19 protein-coding genes are annotated in these 18,577 nt (G+C 67.7%); 10 read left to right on the forward strand and 9 right to left on the reverse strand.

Going from position 1 to position 18,577, the window contains the following annotated elements; translation table 11 throughout:
- Nucleotides 1-7 precede the first annotated feature (7 nt).
- The 6 genes from LC060_RS04185 to LC060_RS04210 all read left to right on the forward strand — a co-directional run bounded on the left by LC060_RS04185 (nt 8) and on the right by LC060_RS04210 (nt 5,187).
- The gene (locus LC060_RS04185) at nt 8-511 is read left to right on the forward strand and encodes a flagella basal body P-ring formation protein FlgA (protein WP_226632977.1); all 504 of its coding nucleotides are present in this window, start codon (nt 8-10) and stop codon (nt 509-511) included.
- Between the two features lie 137 nt (nt 512-648).
- Nucleotides 649-963 carry a flagellar biosynthesis anti-sigma factor FlgM gene (locus LC060_RS04190; RefSeq protein WP_226632979.1) on the forward strand — a complete coding sequence of 105 codons (315 nt, stop codon included), beginning with the start codon at nt 649-651 and terminating at the stop codon, nt 961-963.
- A gap of 1 nt (nt 964) precedes the next feature.
- Entirely contained in the window at nt 965-1,297 is a 333-nt protein-coding gene (locus tag LC060_RS04195; RefSeq protein ID WP_226632980.1) for a flagellar protein FlgN, read from the forward strand.
- 118 nt (nt 1,298-1,415) lie between these two features.
- Nucleotides 1,416-2,300, forward strand: coding sequence for a lytic transglycosylase domain-containing protein (locus LC060_RS04200; protein WP_226632982.1), 885 nt, complete (start codon nt 1,416-1,418; stop codon nt 2,298-2,300).
- On the forward strand, nt 2,297-4,426 hold the full coding sequence (locus tag LC060_RS04205; protein ID WP_226632984.1) for a flagellar biosynthesis protein FlhA: 2,130 nt from the start codon (nt 2,297-2,299) through the stop codon (nt 4,424-4,426). The genes LC060_RS04200 and LC060_RS04205 overlap by 4 nt, the downstream gene beginning before the upstream one ends.
- Nucleotides 4,423-5,187 (forward strand): sigma-70 family RNA polymerase sigma factor, encoded by a 765-nt coding sequence (locus LC060_RS04210; RefSeq protein WP_226632986.1) that lies wholly within the window; start codon nt 4,423-4,425, stop codon nt 5,185-5,187. The genes LC060_RS04205 and LC060_RS04210 overlap by 4 nt, the downstream gene beginning before the upstream one ends.
- Before the next feature lie 141 nt (nt 5,188-5,328).
- On the opposite strand, the gene LC060_RS21105 is transcribed toward LC060_RS04210, so the two are convergent.
- The 3 genes from LC060_RS21105 to LC060_RS04225 are packed head-to-tail and all read right to left on the reverse strand — an operon-like array spanning nt 5,329 to nt 7,098.
- Complete coding sequence (locus tag LC060_RS21105; RefSeq protein WP_413465085.1) at nt 5,329-5,691, reverse strand: Rap1a/Tai family immunity protein; 363 nt, start codon at nt 5,689-5,691, stop codon at nt 5,329-5,331.
- A 14-nt stretch (nt 5,692-5,705) separates the two neighbouring features.
- Nucleotides 5,706-6,161, reverse strand: coding sequence for a thioredoxin TrxC (gene trxC / locus LC060_RS04220; RefSeq protein WP_226632988.1), 456 nt, complete (start codon nt 6,159-6,161; stop codon nt 5,706-5,708).
- Between the two features lie 55 nt (nt 6,162-6,216).
- On the reverse strand, nt 6,217-7,098 hold the full coding sequence (locus LC060_RS04225; protein ID WP_226632990.1) for a LysR family transcriptional regulator: 882 nt from the start codon (nt 7,096-7,098) through the stop codon (nt 6,217-6,219).
- Between the two features lie 186 nt (nt 7,099-7,284).
- Here LC060_RS04225 and LC060_RS04230 point away from each other — a divergent pair, with 186 nt between their 5' ends.
- Both LC060_RS04230 and LC060_RS04235 read left to right on the forward strand, forming a co-directional pair.
- A complete protein-coding gene (locus LC060_RS04230) occupies nt 7,285-7,887 on the forward strand; it encodes an FMN-dependent NADH-azoreductase (RefSeq protein WP_226632992.1) in 603 nt (200 codons plus the stop codon).
- 36 nt (nt 7,888-7,923) lie between these two features.
- Complete coding sequence (locus tag LC060_RS04235) at nt 7,924-8,544, forward strand: YceI family protein (protein WP_226632994.1); 621 nt, start codon at nt 7,924-7,926, stop codon at nt 8,542-8,544.
- Between the two features lie 100 nt (nt 8,545-8,644).
- On the opposite strand, the gene LC060_RS04240 is transcribed toward LC060_RS04235, so the two are convergent.
- Nucleotides 8,645-9,253: a hypothetical protein gene (locus tag LC060_RS04240; protein WP_226632996.1), complete on the reverse strand. Its 609-nt coding sequence runs from the start codon at nt 9,251-9,253 to the stop codon at nt 8,645-8,647.
- Between the two features lie 149 nt (nt 9,254-9,402).
- Nucleotides 9,403-11,454, reverse strand: coding sequence for a protein-disulfide reductase DsbD family protein (locus LC060_RS04245; protein ID WP_226632997.1), 2,052 nt, complete (start codon nt 11,452-11,454; stop codon nt 9,403-9,405).
- A gap of 107 nt (nt 11,455-11,561) precedes the next feature.
- Here LC060_RS04245 and LC060_RS04250 point away from each other — a divergent pair, with 107 nt between their 5' ends.
- Both LC060_RS04250 and LC060_RS04255 read left to right on the forward strand, forming a co-directional pair.
- A complete protein-coding gene (locus LC060_RS04250; protein WP_226632999.1) occupies nt 11,562-13,220 on the forward strand; it encodes an alkaline phosphatase family protein in 1,659 nt (552 codons plus the stop codon).
- Complete coding sequence (locus tag LC060_RS04255) at nt 13,217-14,464, forward strand: UbiH/UbiF/VisC/COQ6 family ubiquinone biosynthesis hydroxylase (RefSeq protein ID WP_226633001.1); 1,248 nt, start codon at nt 13,217-13,219, stop codon at nt 14,462-14,464. Before LC060_RS04250 ends, LC060_RS04255 begins: the two co-directional genes overlap by 4 nt.
- Nucleotides 14,465-14,697: 233 nt before the next feature.
- On the opposite strand, the gene LC060_RS04260 is transcribed toward LC060_RS04255, so the two are convergent.
- From LC060_RS04260 to hemC, 4 genes are read right to left on the reverse strand one after another with little or no spacing between them, the layout of a single operon-like run.
- Nucleotides 14,698-15,840: a sensor histidine kinase gene (locus LC060_RS04260; RefSeq protein ID WP_226633003.1), complete on the reverse strand. Its 1,143-nt coding sequence runs from the start codon at nt 15,838-15,840 to the stop codon at nt 14,698-14,700.
- A gap of 19 nt (nt 15,841-15,859) precedes the next feature.
- Nucleotides 15,860-16,846, reverse strand: coding sequence for an MICOS complex subunit MIC60 (locus LC060_RS04265; RefSeq protein WP_226633005.1), 987 nt, complete (start codon nt 16,844-16,846; stop codon nt 15,860-15,862).
- Nucleotides 16,846-17,598, reverse strand: a complete 753-nt coding sequence (locus LC060_RS04270) for a uroporphyrinogen-III synthase (RefSeq protein WP_226633006.1) — start codon at nt 17,596-17,598, stop codon at nt 16,846-16,848. Before LC060_RS04270 ends, LC060_RS04265 begins: the two co-directional genes overlap by 1 nt.
- Nucleotides 17,595-18,542, reverse strand: a complete 948-nt coding sequence (gene hemC / locus LC060_RS04275; protein ID WP_226633008.1) for a hydroxymethylbilane synthase — start codon at nt 18,540-18,542, stop codon at nt 17,595-17,597. The genes LC060_RS04270 and hemC overlap by 4 nt, the downstream gene beginning before the upstream one ends.
- Between the last annotated feature and the right edge of the window lie 35 nt (nt 18,543-18,577).

Raw genomic sequence — 18,577 nt, forward strand, 5'->3', positions numbered from 1 at the left:
CCCGCGCATGAGCTTGAGTACGATCCTGATGGCGCTGGCCGCCGGAGGCGCTACCTACGCCGATCTCGACGCGATCGACCGGCAGGTCGCGGCCTTCACCGGCGCGCCCGTGGGCGCGGTCGGCGGGGCAATCACGCCGCTCGACCGGCGCCTGCGCCTCCAGCGCTGCCAGAGCAGTCTTGCGCTGTCCTGGCGCGGTCCTTCCAAGGACAGTGTCGTTGTCCAGTGCGCCGATGTCGGGGGCTGGCGTCTCTTCGTCCCCGTGCGCAGTGCGCCGCCGCCCGCCTTCCAACCGCCCGTGCGGGAGCCCGACGCGGTCAATCGCGGGGATGCTCTCAGCATCGCCGTGACGGGGCAGGGCTTTACCGTCTCACAGCCGGGAGAGGCCCTCGAATCAGGCCCTGTCGGCGCGTGGATCCGGGTGCGCCTGGCCACCGGGCAACGGGGCCGGGGCGAGGAAATGCGCGCGCAGATCGTGCGACCGGGTCTCGTCAGTGTGCCCCTGCCGTGACTTGCGCCGTGATTGCGCCGGGATTTGGCTTTGAAAGCAAACGATAACGCAAGGTTTCGATCCTCGCTCTGAGGGAGCCCTTAAAGCCGGATCGAAACCGCCGTTCTGAGCAGCAGACTTTTTGAAGGAGCGGTATAATGCCACCTATCGAAGTGGGACCTGCGCAGTCGATCGGATCGATCCCGTCGCGTCCGGCCCGCCCGTCGGGCGGTGAAGAACTTGCAGGGGTCGCCTCGTCGGCCCCGGCCTCGGCCCGGCCCGAGGCGAACCCGGCCCCGAGCCTGCCCGCCGTCGAGACTTCGGCGGCGCTTGATCCCGGCGATGCGCCGGTCGACACCGACCGCGTCTCGCAGATCCGCAAGGCCGTAGAGGCGGGCACCTACCCCCTCGTCCCTGCCCAGATCGCCGACGCCATGATCGCCGCGGGCGTCATGCTGCGGACACCCAAGTAACATGACCGGGGGCGAGCTTTCCGGCACCTTGCGGCAGATGCTTGCCGTGCTCGAGACCGAGCGGCAGGCGCTTGCCGCGCTCGACCTCGACGGCATCGTCGGGGCCACGGGGGCGAAGGACCGCCTGTGCAGCGAACTCGACCATCTGCAGCGCGCCGACCTCGACGAGGAATGCCGCGGCCTGCTCGACACCGCCCGGCGCCTCAACGAGGTGAACCGGCAGGTGCGCAATATCCTTGCCGCCAATGTCACGCGCCGTCTCGATGCGCTGACCGGCAGCCCGCAGCTTTACCGCGCGTCGGGCACTTACGCCGTGGCGGGCGCCCGCGCCTGAACGGTGTGCTGGCGGTGCATCTGGCACGGCCCTTGCTGATTTCGTCCCGGAGTAGACATTCGGGAGTCCATCCTTGAGCGATCCAGGTACAGTCGGAGCGAATTTTGCGGGTGCACCCGTGCGCGCACAGTCGCCCACGCACGCACAGGCGCGCGAGGCCATTGCCCGCGCCGCCGATGCGACCGGCGTCGATTTCCAATATCTCATGGCGCAGGCCCGGCTTGAATCCGGCCTCGACCCCTCAGCCCGGGCTGGCACGTCGAGTGCGGCCGGGCTTTTCCAGTTCACCAATGGCACCTGGCTCGGCACGCTGGACCGGCATGGCGCGCGCCATGGCCTCTCGTGGGTCAGCGAGGCCATCGAGGGCGGGCGCATCCGCGATCCCGGCTTGCGCAGCCAGGTCCTGGGGCTGCGCTACGATGCGGACGCCTCCGCGCGCATGGCCGCTGAACTCGCGCGTGACAACGGCGCGGAGCTGACCGCCGTTCTGGGCCGCGCGCCCGATGCGACCGAGCTCTATCTGGCCCACTTCCTGGGGGCCGCCGGGGCAGGCGAATTCCTTGGCGCGCTGGCCCGCAATCCCGGACAGAGCGCCGCCGCCCTGCTTCCCAAGGCCGCCGCGGCGAACCGCGCGATCTTCTACGAAGGTACAGGCGTCGCCCGTTCGGTCGGCGGCGTGATGAACCTCCTGCGCACCCGCATGGCGAGCGCCATGGGCGAAAGTGGGGGCGAATTGCGGATGGCCTACGATCCGGCGGTCTTTGCCGCATCCGGCAAGGACATGCCGTCGGCCAGTGCCTTTCTTGCCGCGCGCTCGGCCCCTGCCAATCTCGGGCCGCTCGCACGGGAGTTCCACAGCGGGGCCAGTCCGGCCGTCGCGGCGCCGCACGTCCCCGCTCGCTCCATGGCCGAAACGCTCAAGGGGGCCTTCGGGGCCTCCGAGGCGGCCCTGCCGGGTAACGTGAAGAACGCCTATGGCAAACTCGCGAGGTTCGGCCTGTGAACCTGTTCAAGCGCATTCAGGACCCGGGCGCCCTCGCGCTTCCTGTTGGTATCCTCACGCTCATCGTCCTGATGATCGTGCCGGTTCCGGCGATCGTCCTCGACTTGTCCTTCACGCTCAACATCGCGCTCTCGGTGGCCGTGCTGATGGCGGCGATGAACGCGGACAAACCGCTCGACTTTTCCTCCTTCCCCTCGGTCCTGCTTTTCGCGACGCTGCTGCGTCTTGCGCTCAACGTCGCCTCGACACGTGTCGTGCTGGTCCATGGGCACGAGGGGGGGGAGGCCGCGGGCAAAGTGATCGAGGCCTTCGGTGCCTTCCTCATAGGCGGCAACTTCGCCGTCGGCATCTTCGTCTTCCTGATCCTTGTCATCATCAATCTGGTGGTGGTGACCAAGGGGGCAGGGCGCGTTTCCGAAGTCTCCGCGCGTTTCACGCTGGATGCGCTGCCCGGCAAGCAGATGGCCATCGACGCCGACCTCGCCGCCGGGCTCCTGACGGCCGACGAGGCCAAGGCGCGCCGCCGCGAAGTGGCGACCGAGGCCGATTTCTATGGCTCGATGGACGGCTCTTCCAAGTTCGTGAAGGGCGATGCGATCGCCGCGCTGCTGATCCTGGGTGTCAACATCATCGCGGGCTTCTGCCTGGGCATGATCAGCCACGAGATGTCGGCGGGCGACGCGGCGCAGACCTACATCACGCTCGCCATCGGCGACGCGCTGGTGGCGCAGGTGCCCTCGCTGCTGCTCTCCATCGCGGCCGCCGTCATCGTTACACGCGTCGCCGACACGCGTGACCTGGCCGGACAGATCGGCGGTCAGTTCGCTAGCCCCGAAACCTGGCTTCCGGTGGGTGTGGTGCTGGGCGCCATCGGCCTCATCCCGGCCATGCCGCAGACGATCTTCCTGCCCGCTGCGGGGCTTGCCCTGTGGCTCTGGCACGCCTTGCGAAAGCGCGCTGCGCGCGCGGCGCTGCCCGCCGAAGTCGTGCCCGAGCCGGTCGACCCGGCGCGCATCGAGCTGGAGGACGTTTCCGACCATACCCTCGTCACTATCGAGCTGGGCTACGGCCTCGTGCAGCTGGTCGATGCGCGCCACGGCTCGCCGCTGGTCAGCCGCGTGACCGGCGTGCGCAAGCAGCTGAGCCAGGCCTTTGGCTTCATCGTGCCGCAGTTTCGCGTGCGCGACGCGCTCGACATGGCGCCACACGACTACCGCATCGTGCTGGGCGGCGTGACCCTTGGCGGATCGAGCGTGCGCGCCGACAGGGTGCTCGCCATCGATGCGGGTGAGGCGCGCAAGGGCCACACCTTGAAGGGCGAGGAGACGCAGGACCCCAGCTTTGGCTGCCCCGCGCTCTGGATCGACCCCGCCGCGCGCGACCACGCCATCGCCGAAGGCTTCCTGACGGTGGATGCGGGGACGGTGATCGCGACCCACCTCAACCAGTTGCTGGCCGAGCGCCCGCAGGACCTGCTTGGCCCCGACGAGGTTCGGATGCTGATCGATGCGCTGAAAGACCACGCGGGCAGCCTGATCGAGACGATCACGCCGCAGCCGCTTTCGCTCGCCGCGTTGACGCGCCTTCTGCGCAACCTCTTGGAAGACGGTATTCCCATCGCCCACCCGCTGCCGATCCTTGCCTCGCTGAGCCGCGCGGTGCAGCAGACGGTGGAGCACGACCGGCTGGTCGAACTGGTGCGTGCGGATCTGGGGGCGCTGATTGTGGGCCGGGTGTGTCCGCCCAACATACGCCTGCCCGTGGTCACGCTCGACGCGGGGCTCGAAAGCGCGATTGTCTCGGGAATGATGGACCCAGTCACCGGGCAGCCGGTGATCGAGCCCGACCTTGCCGCCACCATCGGCCAGCGCGTCGCTGAGCTTTCCGACAGCCGCGGGGCGCAGGCGATCCCGCTCGCGCTCGTGGTGCAGCCGCGCGCGCGCCGCGCGCTGGCCCAGCTGCTGCGCCTGCGCGCGCCCAGCTGCCTTGTCCTCTCGATTGCCGAGCTTCCGCCCACCCAGCCCATCGAGGTCATCGACGTGGTGGGCGCGCCGCGTGCGCCAGCGCCGGGCTTGCCGGGACCGGACGGCGCGGGGGCATCGTCGCCTGAAAGTCTCGCGGCATGAAACAGGATCAGACCGTCTTCACGCCGCCGACCTACTCGGTCGGTGCGCGCAGTCCGCGCCTGGGAGGGCATCGGGAGGAAGTGGCCGACCGCGTTCGCCGCTTTCTCCCGATGGTTCGCCGCCTCGCCTGGCACGTCAATGGCACGGGGCGTCCGGGGATCGAGCTGGAGGACTTGATGCAGGCGGGTCTCGTCGCGCTGACGGAATGCGCGCAGAAACATTCGGGCCCGACCGAGGACGGCTTTGCCGCCTACGCCAAGCTGCGCGTGCGCGGCGCCATGGTCGACCTTGTGCGCAAGACCGTGCCGATGTCGCGCGGAGCCAGTGAGCGCCGCCGCCAGATCGAGGCCAAGGAGCACGAACTGCGTGCCGCGCTGGGCCGCGCGCCTTCGCTTGCCGAACTGGCCGAGGCGCTGGGCATGGCCGAGATGGACCTCGCCGCGATGCAGGATTCCAGCCAGCCCATGCGGTTTGAATCCATCGACGAGGTCTATTCCGACCAGAACCTGGCCTTTGCCACCGAGGAGCGCGACAGCCTCGATATCCTGGCCGATGCGGAGATGCGCGAGGCAGTGATCGCGGCGCTGGGCGATCTGCCCGAACGCCTGCGGCTCGTCATCTCGCTCTATTTCGTGGAGGAACTGAACCTCTCCGAGATCGCCGAGGTCCTGCAGGTCAGCGTCCCGCGCGTCCACCAGTTGAAGGCGCAGGCCCTCACCAAGCTGAGGGAGAGCCTGGCCGGAGTGGCGGACATTCTCTAGTCCAGGCCTTAGCGTAAGTGATTCATACTAATATAAAATTTTATCTGATAGGACTGCGGGGTGAAGGCTCAACCATCGCCCTTTTATCACTAGGGCGACGGCGAATATGGATCACGCGATCTGATCGTGCCCCATCCCCGATCACTTTCCGCATTCAGGGAACTCGTCGTAGATGGCGAGTTGCACAAGGTAAAAAGCGAACGTATCTCGCTGCTCTGGATTCTCTCGCACGTACTTGATCACTATGTCGCGCATCTGATCATTTGTGACCGTGTCTCGTACGCAGAAGTATTCTGGGTCTCGATGTCGGATCGTTGCTTGCATGACGATGAATTCGGAAGCGCCGCGGATATAGCCATTGCAGTAAGATCTGGCTGCGTTGTCCGAGGAGGTGCATAATCCGAATAGATTGTTTCCGGTCGCAATCCTCATCTGAGCTGAAACCGGTTGGGTTAGTGAGCAAAGCAGAGCCATAGATACGGCAGTTGCTAAAAGCCTACGCATGCCAATTCTCCCGCTCAGCCAGCCATTCCCATCAGCGCGCCTTGCGCCCACTGCACGATGGCCTGGGGTGGCATCGCGCCTGACTGGCGCGCGATTTCGCGGCCCTTGTGGATGAGCACCATGGTCGGGATCGAGCGGATCGCGTAGCGCCCGGCAATCGCCTGCTCGGCCTCGGTGTCGAGCTTGCCCAAGCGCATCATGGGTTCGAGCCGGGCGGCGGCGGCCTCGAAGGCGGGGGCCATCTGGCGGCAGGGGCCGCACCAGCTGGCCCAGAAATCGACGAGCAGAGGAAGGTCGCCCTTGCCTGCATGAGCATCGAAGTTGGCCGAGGTCAGCACCAGGGGTTTGCCGGTGAACAGGGCGGCGTGACAGTGCCCACAGGTGCCACCTGCGCCCAGCTTTGCGGTGGGGACGCGGTTCGAGGCGCCGCAGGAGGGGCAGACGACGATCTTGCTTTCGAGGCTGGTCATGGGGCGATCTCCTTGACGTTGATATGGGGCGGCGCAGAGCGGTTGGGAAGGGCGTTCAGGCGACGAGGAAGCGCAGCCGCTCTGCCTTGAAGGCGGCGTCAAGCGCGTCGATGACGGCGCGGATGCGTGGCATGTCGCGAAGGTCGCGGTGGACGCCCAGCCAGATCTCGCGCGCGGGGCCAAGGCCTGCGTCCTTCAGGCGCACGACGCCGGGCATCGTTTCGGCGAGGTACTGCGGCAGGCAGGCAATGCCGAGCCCTTCGTGCACCGCCCCTGCCTGCGCGTCGCGGCTGTTGCTGCGGTAGACGACCTGCGCCTCGGGGGCCTTTTCCAGCAGCCAGCGCGCCTCGGCCTGGTGGGCCATGTCGGGCATGACGGTGATCAGGCGGTGGCCGGGATCGGTGAGCGGTTCGGGGTGTGCGGCAAGGTAGTCGGGGCTGGCGTAGAGCGCGCAGACCATCGTGCCCATGCGCCGCGAGATCAGTTCGTTGTGTTCGAAGCGCACCATGCGGATCGCGATGTCGGCCTCGCGCTCGATCAGGCTGAGCGAGCGGGTGTCGGAGAGCAGGTCGATGGTGATGCCCGGATAGTCCTCGCGCAGCTTGGCCGCGGCAATGGGGATGAGCCTGTTGGCGAGCGTCTCGACCGTGGTGAGCCGCACCAGCCCGGACAGCGCCACGTCGCGGCCCTGCACCACGCGTTCGAGTGCCATCGCATCCTCGTCCATGCGCTGCGCGTTGGCGAGCACGCTTTCTCCCAGCGGGGTGAGCTCGTAGCCGTGCGGGGTCTTGAGCAGCAGCCGGGCGCCGCTGCGCTCCTCCAGCGCAACGAGACGGCGGCTCATCGTGCTCTGGCTCAGGCCCAGTTCGCGCGCGGCGCCCGAAAGGCTGCGGGCCCGCGCAATGGCGAGGAAAGTGCGGATGTCGTCCCAGTTCATCGTCCCACCCCGGCGGCGCTTTCTATCCGTTTTTGCATGGAGACTATGCTCATATCGCCAATGGTCATGCAAAACCAGCAGGACTATCTCCATGGACAAGCTTCCAGCGAAGCCCCGGCGGCAAACGGACCCCCCGCAACCGCCTCCCAACTGTTTGCCGCCACTTGTCAAATTCGGAGAAGCACCATGACCAAGTACCTCGTCGTCCGTTCGGCCGCCACCGGCGCCGCTTCCGTCAGCAACCAGCTGATCGACACCTACCTTGCCGAGCTGGGCGAGGACGCCGTCGTCGTTGAACGCAACCTCGACACCGATCCCGTTCCGCACATCAACTCGGGCAGCCTGGTCGGCATCGGCCGCGCGGCGCCTGTCGGTGACAAGATGACCGACGCCTCGCTCGAAGCGCGCGAACTGCAGGACACGCTGATCGCCGAAGTGATGGACGCCGACGTGCTGGTGATCGGCCTTCCGATCTACAACTTCGGTCTGCCCTCCACGCTCAAGGCCTGGTTCGATTACGTGCTGCGCGCCGGCACCACCTTCCAGTACACCGAGCAGGGCCCCGAGGGTCTGGTCAAGAACACCAAGGCGATCGTCGCCCAGTCGCGTGCGGGCAAGTACGACGATGACGCGGGCGTCATCTTCGGCATGCCGCACCTCAAGGGCCTGCTGGGCTTCATGGGCGTGACCGACGTCGAGGTCGTGACCGCCGAGGGCATGGCCTTCGGTCCCGAAGCCGCCGCCAGCGCCATTGCCGACGCCAAGGCCGCGATCACCAAGCTCGCCTGAGCCTGTCAGCCCAGCCCCCTCTAGGAGTTTTTGCACATGACCCGTTCGTTCCTGAAGTCCGCCCTGATCCCGGCTGCCCTGCTGGCCTCGGTTCCCGCCATCCTCCACGCGCAGGCCGCCGATCCCGCGCCCGCCGCGGCGCAGGCCGGCTCCTACAAGGTCGAGACCTCGCACACCCGCGTCGGCTTCTCGGTCATGCACTTCGGTTTTTCCGAGTGGTACGGTGAATTCGCCGATGTGACCGGCTCGCTCTCGATCGACCCCGCCAAGATCGAGAACACCAAGCTGGCCGTCTCGATCCCTGTCGAAACCGTCAGCACCACCAACGCGACGCTCGACGAGGAGCTCGTCTCGGCCGACTGGTTTGACGCCGAGGGGTACCCGACGATCACGTTCGTCTCGACCAAGGTGACGCGCACCGGCGAGCGCACGGCTGACGTGACCGGCAACCTGACCTTCCACGGCGTGACCAAGCCGGTGACGCTCCACGCCAGCTTCAATGCGGGCGGCGTGAACCCGATGAGCAAGGCCTACACCCTGGGCTTCAATGCAACGGGCACGATCACCCGTTCGGACTTCGGCGTGAAGAACTACGTCCCCGCCGTGGGCGACGAAGTGACCCTTCGCATCAGTGCAGCCTTCGAGAAGGGCGAGTAATCCCCCTCCCTCACACGCGCCTTTCCTGAGGCTGCATACGGAAAAGGACATGGCTTCCCGGTGGGGCCATGTCCTTTTCTTTTGGTGGGCGGGAGGTGAACTAGCCGTCGAGGCGCGGCGCGGACGGGCTGTCGAGCGCGACGATCCGCCCCCGGTGCAACGTGAAGGCAGGCGCGTCCTCGTCCGGTTCGTTGACGAGTTCGTCGAACACCAGTTCATAGCGCGCAAGGGCGATGCGGATCTCGTCCTCGCCGGGCCACCCTTGCGCGAGGCGCGTGACGCTGGCGTGGCCAAGAAGGTAGGTGTGGGCGATCTCTTCCTCGCGCGACATGCTGTCACTCGTGGCAAGGGTGGAGTGGGCGCGCTCGAGCATGAGGGGATGGCCACAGGCATGCAGGACCTGCGCGATAAGCACGTCAGCAAGTATCAGGGCATCGGCCGGGCTCGCGGCCGCGTGCGCCTGAAGGGCGCGCCAGTCGCGAATGAAGCGCTGGCGCTGCTCGGGCAGCAGCGGCACACGCGCGCGAAGCTCCTCATCTGTGGATAGAGGCGCCGGGGCGACATCGGGCTTTGTCGCCTGGGGGCGGGCCATGCGCTTTCGTGCACGCAGGTAGCCTAGCGTCGCAAGGCCCACGCTCCCAAGCAGCATCGCGACGCCGGTCGCGAGGATGAGGTTGGCAAGCCATTCGGCCATGGGCAGGTCGGTCACGGCACACCTCCGGGTAGAGCGCGGCGCGATCCGGCAAATGCGGAGAAACGGGCAGCGCGATTTCGTGATCTACCTAATGCAACCGCAGAATGGCCGTGCGGTTCCCGGAAAAGGCCCGTACTTCGCCCCCAGGCGGCGCGTTCGAGCACTCAGCCGCTGGTAGCCCTTTCGGTCAGAAGTGCGGGCGTGAAGACCTGGGGCAGGACTTCCCCCGGACCCTGCGGAGGGTACCAGACGTAGAGCGGGACACCGGCGGCACCCTGCTCGGTCAGGTAGCGGGTGATCTCGGGATCGCGCCGGGTCCAGTCGCCGCGCAGGACGACGACACCGGCCGCCTCGAAGGCGGCTCGGGTTTCCTCGCGCTCGATGGCGACGTTCTCGTTGACCTTGCAGGTGAGGCACCAGTCCGCCGTCATCCACACGAAGACCGGCTTGCCCTCGCCCCGTGCGGTGGCCAGCGCTTCGGCGCTGAAGGGGCGGGTGGCGAGGATCGAGGCGGCCTCAACCGGCTCGGGCGCGGCGGCGGGCAGGAGCGCAAGGCAGGCAAGCGCGTCGAACAGCGCCAGCAGCGCCGCCGGGCGGGCCTTGCGGCCCTTGCGCTGCGCGCGGCCCACCCCGAACAGCGCCAGCACCAGCAGCACCGCGAAGAGCAGCGTGACGGCGAAGTAGACCTCGCCCCCGACCTTCCAGACCAGCCAGCCCAGCGCGAGCGCGGTCAGGCCCATGGGGAGCGCCATCCAGCGCCGGAAGGTCGTCATCCACTTGCCGGGGCGGGGCAGGCGGGTGCGCAGCGCGGGCACGAAGGCAACCGCGAGGAAGGGAAGGGCAATCCCCAGCCCCAGCGCGGCAAAGAGCGCAAGGGCGGGCGCCACCGGCAGCAGCAGTGCCGCGCCCATCGCGCTTGCCATGAAAGGGCCGGTGCAGGGCGTTGCCACGAAAGCGGCGAGAAGCCCGGTCGCAAAGGCGCCTTGCGGGCTGCCCTCGCTGGCAAAGCCGGGGACGGCAAATTCGAACAGGCCCAGGAGATTGGCGGTGATCGTGGCGGCCAGCAACAGCAGCGCGACGACCACGACCGGCTCCTGGAGCTGGAACGCCCAGCCCACCTGTTCGCCCCCGGCGCGAAGCGCGAGAAGAACCCCGCCAAGCGCAAGGCAGGCTACGACGACGCCCGCGGTATAGGCGAGCCCCTCGATCCGGGCGTGCGCTTCGCTTTCGCCCGCCCGTGCGAGCGAGAGGGCTTTCAAGGAGAGGATCGGGAAGACGCAGGGCATCACGTTGAGGAGGAGCCCCCCTGCCAGCGCGGCAAGCAGCAGCCAGGGCAGGGCGGGCAACTGGGGCGTGTCCGCGCCCTTGATCGGGGTCCCGCCTGTGGGAACGGTGCCCGCCTTGGCCGTGAAGGCGAGGCCATTGCCGAAACCGTCGAGCTTGAGCACGCCGTCGAGGACCTCGGGATCGCGCGGCGCGAAGTCCGCGCGCGGGATGGTGACGAGAAGGGTGTCGTTCTTGCGGGCGAAGGTCTGCGGGGCGGCGTAGTCGACCACCTTGTCCTGGGCGAGGAAGACATGCGGATTTTCCAGCTCGACCGAGGCGGGGAGCGGGATGGCGAGGCGCAGCGCCTTGGCGTCCAGCGCCTTGGTAGCTGGCGCGTCGAGCGGGGCGGGCAGCGCGCGCTGCCACTTGGCAAAGCGGGCCTCCGCCTTGGGATCGGACGCGCCCAGCACAACCTCGGTCGCGAGCTCGGCGCGCTCGGGCACGCAGATTTCCTCGGTGCAGGCGAGCCACTGCGCCTTGACGCGCACCGGGATGCGCGCGCCGGGCTTGGCATCGGCTGGCAGGGTCAGGGGCACGAGCACCGCGTAGTCGCTCTCGTAGACGTGGTTCATCAACCCTGCGACAAGCAGCGTGTGCGGCACCGGGTAGCGCTGTTCGCCAGCGCGCGCACCCTCGGGCAGGCTCCAGTCGAGCTGCATGCCCAGACCCGCATCGCCCGGATTGAGCCAGTAGCCGTGCCAGCCTTTTTCGGGGCTCATGGCGATGGCCAACGTGGTTTCCTGGCCCGCCTCGGCGCCAGGCGCGGCTACCAGTGTGGCCGCGATATGGTTGGGGGCGGCCAGGGCCACAGGGGCCAGGACAAGCAGGGTGAGCGCGGCAAGGAGTTGACATATACGTGTCAAAAACAGGCTATAACGACGCGAATTCATAGAACTTACCTTGCGCCCCACGTGCGAGATCCCGGCCGTTCGTTCCCTTCGGAATTGTCGGCCCTCCCGCCTGTGCCCGGTGCGCGCCGACAATTCAAGGAACACCCATGCGCCTGCGTCTTTCCACCCTCGCTCTTGCGACCGGCCTTGCCACAGCCGCGATGGCCACACCGGCCCTTGCCCAGGACGCCGCGCCCGAAGCCCAGGCCGCGCCCCAGCTGATCGTGGCGATCTCGGTCGACCAGTTCTCTTCCGACCTTTTTGCGCAGTACCGCCAGCGCTTCTCCAAGGGCTTCACCCGCCTGCTGGACGGTGTCGTGTTTCCCTCGGGCTACCAGTCCCACGCCGCGACCGAGACGTGCCCGGGGCACTCCACGCTCCTGACCGGCGTTCACCCGGCGCGCACCGGCATTCCGGCGAACGGCTGGATGGACCCCGCGCTCGCGCGCGCCGATAAGGAAATCTACTGCGTCGAGGACGAGCGCGATCCGCGCAGTTCGTCCGACAAGCCGGTGGTCAGCCCCGTGCACCTCAAGGCGCCGACGCTGGGTGACCTCATGAAGACGCGCGATCCCCGCACGATCAACGCGGCGGTCTCGGTCAAGGACCGCGCCGCCGTGATGATGAGCGGGCACGACACCGATGCTGTCTACTGGTTCGGCGAGGAAGGCTACACCACCTTCCTCGACCGCAAGGTCTCGAAGAGCGTTGCGGCCTACAACGCGCAGATCACCCGCAAGGTCGCGGCCGGGGCCCCCGAGATGCCGGTGCCGGGCGATTGCGCCCGTCTCGACCGCGCCACGCCCATCGGCGATTTCACCATCGGCACCTACAAGTTTCCGCTGAAGGCGGGCGATTACGAAGCCTTCTCGGAGAGCCCGCGCGGCGATCTCGCCACCGCGGACATGGCCGTGCGCCTCGTCGATGAACTGGGCATGGGCAAGGACGCTGTCACCGACCTGCTTTCGGTCAGCTTCTCGTCCACCGACAAGGTTGGCCATGCCTTCGGCACCGAGGGCGTGGAGATGTGCATCCAGATGAACACGCTCGACACCGCACTTGGCACGCTGTTCGACGCGCTCGACGCGCGCGGGATCGACTACGAGGTGGTGCTGAGCGCCGACCACGGCGGCTTCGATGCGCCCGAGCGCCAGCAACTGCGCGGCAACCCGCATGCGGGCCGCGTCGATCCCTCGCTGACCGCCGCCGCACTCGAGGCCGAAGTGGCCCGCCGCACCGGCGTGACTGTCCCCAGCGGGCACCTCTTCTACGGCGCCGGGGAATCGGGCAGCGTGTGGCTCGCGCCCGACCTTGCGGGAGTAAGCAAGCAGACCGTGGTGGCAAGCCTGCTCGACGTGCTGCGCGCCAATCCGCAGATCGAAGCCGCTTTCGCACATGAGGAGATCATGGCCGAGCCGATGCCCGAAGGCGCGCCGCAGGACTGGACGGACCTCCAGAAGGTGCGCGCGTCCTATGTGCCGGGGCGTTCGGGCGAGGTGCAGATGCTGACCCGCCGCGGGATCGTGCCCGGCAAGGCCAAGCCCTTCAAGGTCGCCAGCCATGGTAGCCCGTGGGATTATGACCGCCGCGTGCCGATGCTGTTCTGGCGCGCCGGGATCCAGGGTTTCGAGCAGCCCGATCCGGTCGAAACCGTTGATATCGCGCCTACTCTTGCCGCCACCGTCGGGCTCTCCGCTCCCGAGGGCACGTGGGATGGAAGATGTCTCGACATTGATGCGTCGGAGGCCGATAGCTGCTCTTCATGAGCGACTCGGATATACGCATCCCGACTGGCGCGAAGGAGCGCCGCGATCTCATCATCCTGGGCGGTGGTCTCGTCGGCATGACGCTGGCGCTGGCCGCGGCCCGGGCCGGGATCTCCAGCCACGTGATCGACCGTGCCGACCCGGCGGACCTCGTTGCCGAGGGCGCGGACGGTCGCGCCTCGGCGGTCTCCACCGCAAGCTGGAACCTGTTCTGCAATATCGGCCTTGGCAAGCGGCTTGAGCCGCTGGGCTGTGCGATCGATTCGATCGCGGTGACCGATGGCATGAAGCCGGGTCGGATCGACTTCCAGCCCAAGCCGGACGAGGGCACGCTGGGCCGCATGTACGCCAACCGGGACCTGCGCATCGCGCTGTTCGAGGCGGCCAAGGACGAGCCCAACATCGCCTGGCACGTCAAGACTGAGGCCGTGCGCCGGGATCGCGGTCCCCACGGTGTCGAAGTCGAGCTGAGCGACGGGCGTATCCTAACCTCCTCGCTGCTGGTGGCCGCCGAAGGGCGCCAGTCGCCCACGCGCGATGAGGCCGGGTTCTCGATGGCGAAGTGGGACTACCAGCACCGCGCGATGGTGACGGGGCTCTTCCACTCCAAGCCGCACGGCGGCACGGCCTGGGAAATCTTCTATCCGGCCGGGCCCTTCGCGCTGCTGCCACTGCTCGACGACGCGCAGGGGCGCCATCGCAGCGCGCTGGTCTGGACGGTCGCCGAGAAAGACGCAAAGGGCGTCATCGCGATGAGCGATGCGATGTTCCTCAGCGAAGTTGCCGAGAAGATGCACGGTGTCCTTGGCGATATCGAACTCTCGGCCCCGCGCATGAGCTATCCCTTGCGCTTTCATCATGCCGTGAACGTGGTTGACGAGCGCCTTGCGGTCATCGGCGATGCCGCGCACGGCATGCACCCGATTGCCGGGCAGGGCCTCAACCTGGGCCTGCGCGACGTGGGCGCGCTGGTCGAAGTGCTGAGCGAGGGCATGCGCCTGGGCCTTGAACCGGGCGATGCGCAACTGCTGGCGCGCTACGAGAAGTGGCGCAGCCTCGATTCGGTCATGGTCATGGCCGCGACCGACACGCTTACCCGCCTGTTCGGCATTCCGGGCCGCGTGCCAAGTGCCGTGCGCCGCCTGGGCATGGGCGCGGTCCAACGTCTGCCTGCCCTCAAGCGCTTCTTCATGGACGAGGCGCGGGGCATGTCCGGCAAGCTTCCCGAGCTTCTGCAGGGCTAGGGACGAGGGCGCCCCGGCGTTCAGAGTGTCAGTCAAAGGGGGGGCACGTGAATTCTTCAAGGGGGTATTACCCCTTGACCCCAAACTCGGCGACCTCACCTTTCCCAGCCAACGCAGCGCGAGAGTTTTGAACTCGACAGTTCGGGGAGCCCGAGGGCGATGGCCCTCGGATATTTCTTTCTGATCTTCGACTCTTTCTTGACGCAAGTTTGGCGTTTGCGCGCGACTTTCCGTCAGCTCCAGGATTCCGGCCGACGTGCCCGGCCGGACAGTATGAAGTGCACACCCTCAGGATCGAACGTGAGCCGGGCCTCGCCCTCGAAATAGCCTGCGACGATCCGTTCGATCAGGGTGGAGCCGAAGCCTCGCTCGGTGGGCACTTCAACCTGCGGGCCGCCGCGCTCGGCCCATTCCAGCGTGCAGGCTGCGTCCGCGCCGTTCCAGGTGAGCGCGATGGTGCCGCCCGTCTGGGAAAGCGCGCCGTATTTGGTGGCGTTCGTCGCCAGTTCGTGGAGCCCAAGCGCGAGGCCGAGGGCCTGGCGTGCGCCAAGGAGCAGCGGAGGACCGGACAGCACGAAGCGCGGGTCGTTCTCGCCCTGCATATGCGGGCCCAGGGCTGCCGAAATGAGCGCGCGCACGTCGATGTCATCGAGGGCCGAACGGGTCAGCACATCCTGGGCCCGTGCCAATGTCAGCAGGCGTGCATCAATGGCCTTGCGCGCCTGCTCGACATCGGGGCTGCGGCGCAGTGTCTGCGCCACGATGGACTGCACGATGGCGAGCGTATTCTTGACCCTGTGGGTCATTTCCATGGCGATTTCGTGCTGTCCGGCGCGCAGGCGCTCGGCTTCGGCATGGGCGGCGCGGCTCTTTTCCAGCGCGGTGCCCAGTTCGATCTGCGACATCGCCTGGCGCGCGAGTATCCGCAGCATGCGTATCTGCTGCGCATCCAGAGTGCGCGGCTCATGGTCGATCACGCACAGCGTGCCCAGCGCATGCCCGTCGCGTGTCACGAGGGGGAAGCCTGCGTAAAAGCGGATGCCCGGCTCTGCGGTCACGAAGGGATTGTCCGCGAAGCGCGGGTCACGGCGGGCATCGGGAATGATGAAGGGGGCATCCCCCCGGATCGCGAACTGGCAGATAGAGACATCGCGCGGAGTTTCGGAAATGTCCATTCCGATGCGCGCCTTGAAGAACTGGCGCTCGGCTTCGACGATATTGACCAGAGCGATGGGGACGTCGCAGATTTCCGCGGCCATGGCGACGATGTCGTCGAAGTCCTGTTCCGGTTCGGATGTCAGGGAATAGCGCGCAAGCGCCTCGAGCCGGGCGCTCTCCATCGGATCGGCCCGGCTCTGGTCGGATGTGTCGGTCATGTCCGCTGCTCTCTCGGGCTCAGTCTTCGCCCGATCCGGCGTCATCCTCAGCGGCTTGCGTCGGGCTTCCCTGGCTGGGCGTTGCAAGCGGGCTGGGCTGGTCGATGGAGCGGCCCTCGGCGTCCTTGAGGCGCCGGGGTTCGAGCATGGCGGTCGTCTCGAGCAGGCTCAGCGCCTTCTGGGCGTTCTCGTAGCGATGCGCATCGGCGATCCAGTTGTGTGCAGCCTCTGCGCCGGGCAGGCGTTCCACTTCGCGGATAGCCCCGTCAATGCGGCGCGCGGTCAGCATGATGCGCGCGCGCTCGATCCGGGCGCGGGGCGAGACCAGCGCGGCGGAATCGCGGCGCACCGTGAACAGCGAGGACAGCTCGCCCCGGGCGCGGTCCCAGAAGCTGATGTCGCGCCCCGAAACGCTCAGTTCGGGGGAGAGCGCCTCGAGCCGCGCGCTCAACTCGTCGATTGTCACCGGCTCCTTGGAAAAGGCGATGATCGTTTCGACCGCGCGGGGTTGGGCGTCCATGAAGCGAAGGCGCAGTTGGTCAGCGACGTAGCTCAGCGGCTCGCCGCGATCGACCATGCGGCGTGCGGCAAAGGCGATCAGCAGGCTTTCGGCGCGCGCGGCGTTGCCCGAAGCGGCGTCGGTCTCGAAATCGATGCGCGAGAGTCGGTTCTCGATCATCGCGAGGCGCCCTTCCATCGTGCCGAGTGCGGCAAGCTGGTCCGGCGAAGGACGCCCGGCGCCGGGGCTCGGCAGGGGAAGGGGATCGGGGATCTCGACGGCCTCGCCGACAACGGCCGTTTCCGCAGCCGGAGCCTCGGACACTTCGGCCGTGGGCAGGACCTGTTCGAGCCAGCCACGCGAGGACGCCCAAGCGACGAAGGCGGCGCCCAGCAGGAAGGCCACGAAGGCGACGAAGACCATGCCGCCGCGCGAACGCGGGCGTGGTCCCGGCACGGTTTCGCGCGCGAGGGGTTGTGTCTCGAAGTCCTGCATCAGGTCTGGCATCAGGTCTGGTTGTCTACTTGTATCGATCCCGAGAAAGCCTCTTGGCACATCTGTGCGGCCAAGGCCAGCAAGGCGGCGTCGCTGGGTTCGGGGGCGCAGCGCACACTCCCCCACGGGCTATGGAGTCGCGCGGATACACGCGGCCCGATGGCCACGAGATGAATGGCGCCTGTCGCTAGGCCCCATTTTCGGCATAGATCCTCGAAACGGACCGCCGCTTCGCCCGAGTGGAGAAGAACCAGGACAGCGCCCTTCGACATATCGCGCAGGCGTTGCCGCAGGGCCTCAGGGGCAGGCAGCGCCTCGCTGGCGTAGACCTCGCGCGTGGTCATGGTGACGCCTTCGGGCAGGTGAAGCGCCACCCGTTCGCGCCCGGCAAGGCGCAGCAGGCGGCGGTGTTCGGGCGCCAGCGTATCGAGGACGGACTGGAGTCCTCCACGGCCGGTACAGACTACGTCGAGCCCGGCGGCCCGCGCGGCCTCGGCGGTCTTCTGGCCGACCGCATAGGCGGGTTTGCCACGATAGAGGTCGAGCGCGGCGCCGCCATGGCGCAGCGCGTTCGCGCTTCCCAGCACGAGCGCGTCGATATCGTTGCAGGCCGGGGCATCCCAGGCTTGCGGGCGCACTTCGAAGAGCGGATATGCCTCGGCGGCGAGGCCCAGCTTGCGCGCGGCCTCCAGGCTTGCCTGCGCGCCCGGCTGTGGTCGCAGGATGAGGACGGGGAGGGGCAGGGAGGCGCCTGGGGCGCTCACGCCGGCGGGCCGGTGAAATGCACGGTGACGGCCGGGCTTGCGCGCGACAGGAGGTCGGCAGCAAGGTCGGCGGGGCCCGTCAGGTCGCCCGAAGCGAAGCGGGCCTCGCCCTCGATCCGCTCGCCGCCGTCCGGCGCATAGATCGCCGCGCGCATGTGGAGCTGTTCGCCTTCATGGCGGGTGAGAACGGCAATCGGGCTGTGGCAATTGCCGCCGAGCCCTTCGAGGAGGGCACGCTCGGCCAGAACCGCGGCGCGGCTGGGCGCATCGTCGATGGCCGAGAGGAACGCGGCGGTGCGCGCATCGTCGGCGCGGCACTCGATCAGGATCGCGGCCTGCGCGGGGGCCGGGAACCAGTCCTCCTCGTCGAGGGGGTGGCCCGTGCCGGTTTCGCCCAGGCGCTTGAGGCCGGCTGCGGCGAGGAAAGTGGCGTCGGCCTCACCTGCAGCGAGCTTGGCAAGGCGCGTGGCGACATTGCCGCGAAAGGTCACCACCTTGCAGTCCGGCCGGGCGTGGAGAAGCTGTGCCGCCCGGCGCGGCGCGCTTGTCCCCACGACCGCGCCCGAAGGCAACGCGGCGATGCTGGCCGCGCCCACGAGCACGTCACGCACGTCCTCGCGCGGGAGCACGGCGCCGATGGCAAAGATTTCGGGGCGCAGCGTCTCCACATCCTTGGCCGAATGCACCGAAAAGTCGATTTCCCCTTCGGCCAGCCAGGCGTCGAGCTCCTTGGTCCAGAGCGCTTTTCCCCCGATTTCGGCCAGAGCGCGGTCCTGGATGCGATCTCCGCTGGCAGTCACGGCCACGATCTCTATATGCGCAGGATTGATTCCATGCGCCTTTGCCAGGCGGTCGCGGGTCTCTTCGGCCTGGGCCATGGCAAGAGGCGAGCGGCGGGTGCCGAGGCGGAAGCGCGGATTGGGCGCGGTGGTCTGGGTAGTCATCGTGGAAACCGTGCTAGCGCCTGGGCGCTTCAAGG

Origin of the sequence: Novosphingobium profundi, assembly GCF_020524485.1 — a bacterium.
Lineage (GTDB): Bacteria > Pseudomonadota > Alphaproteobacteria > Sphingomonadales > Sphingomonadaceae > Novosphingobium > Novosphingobium profundi_A.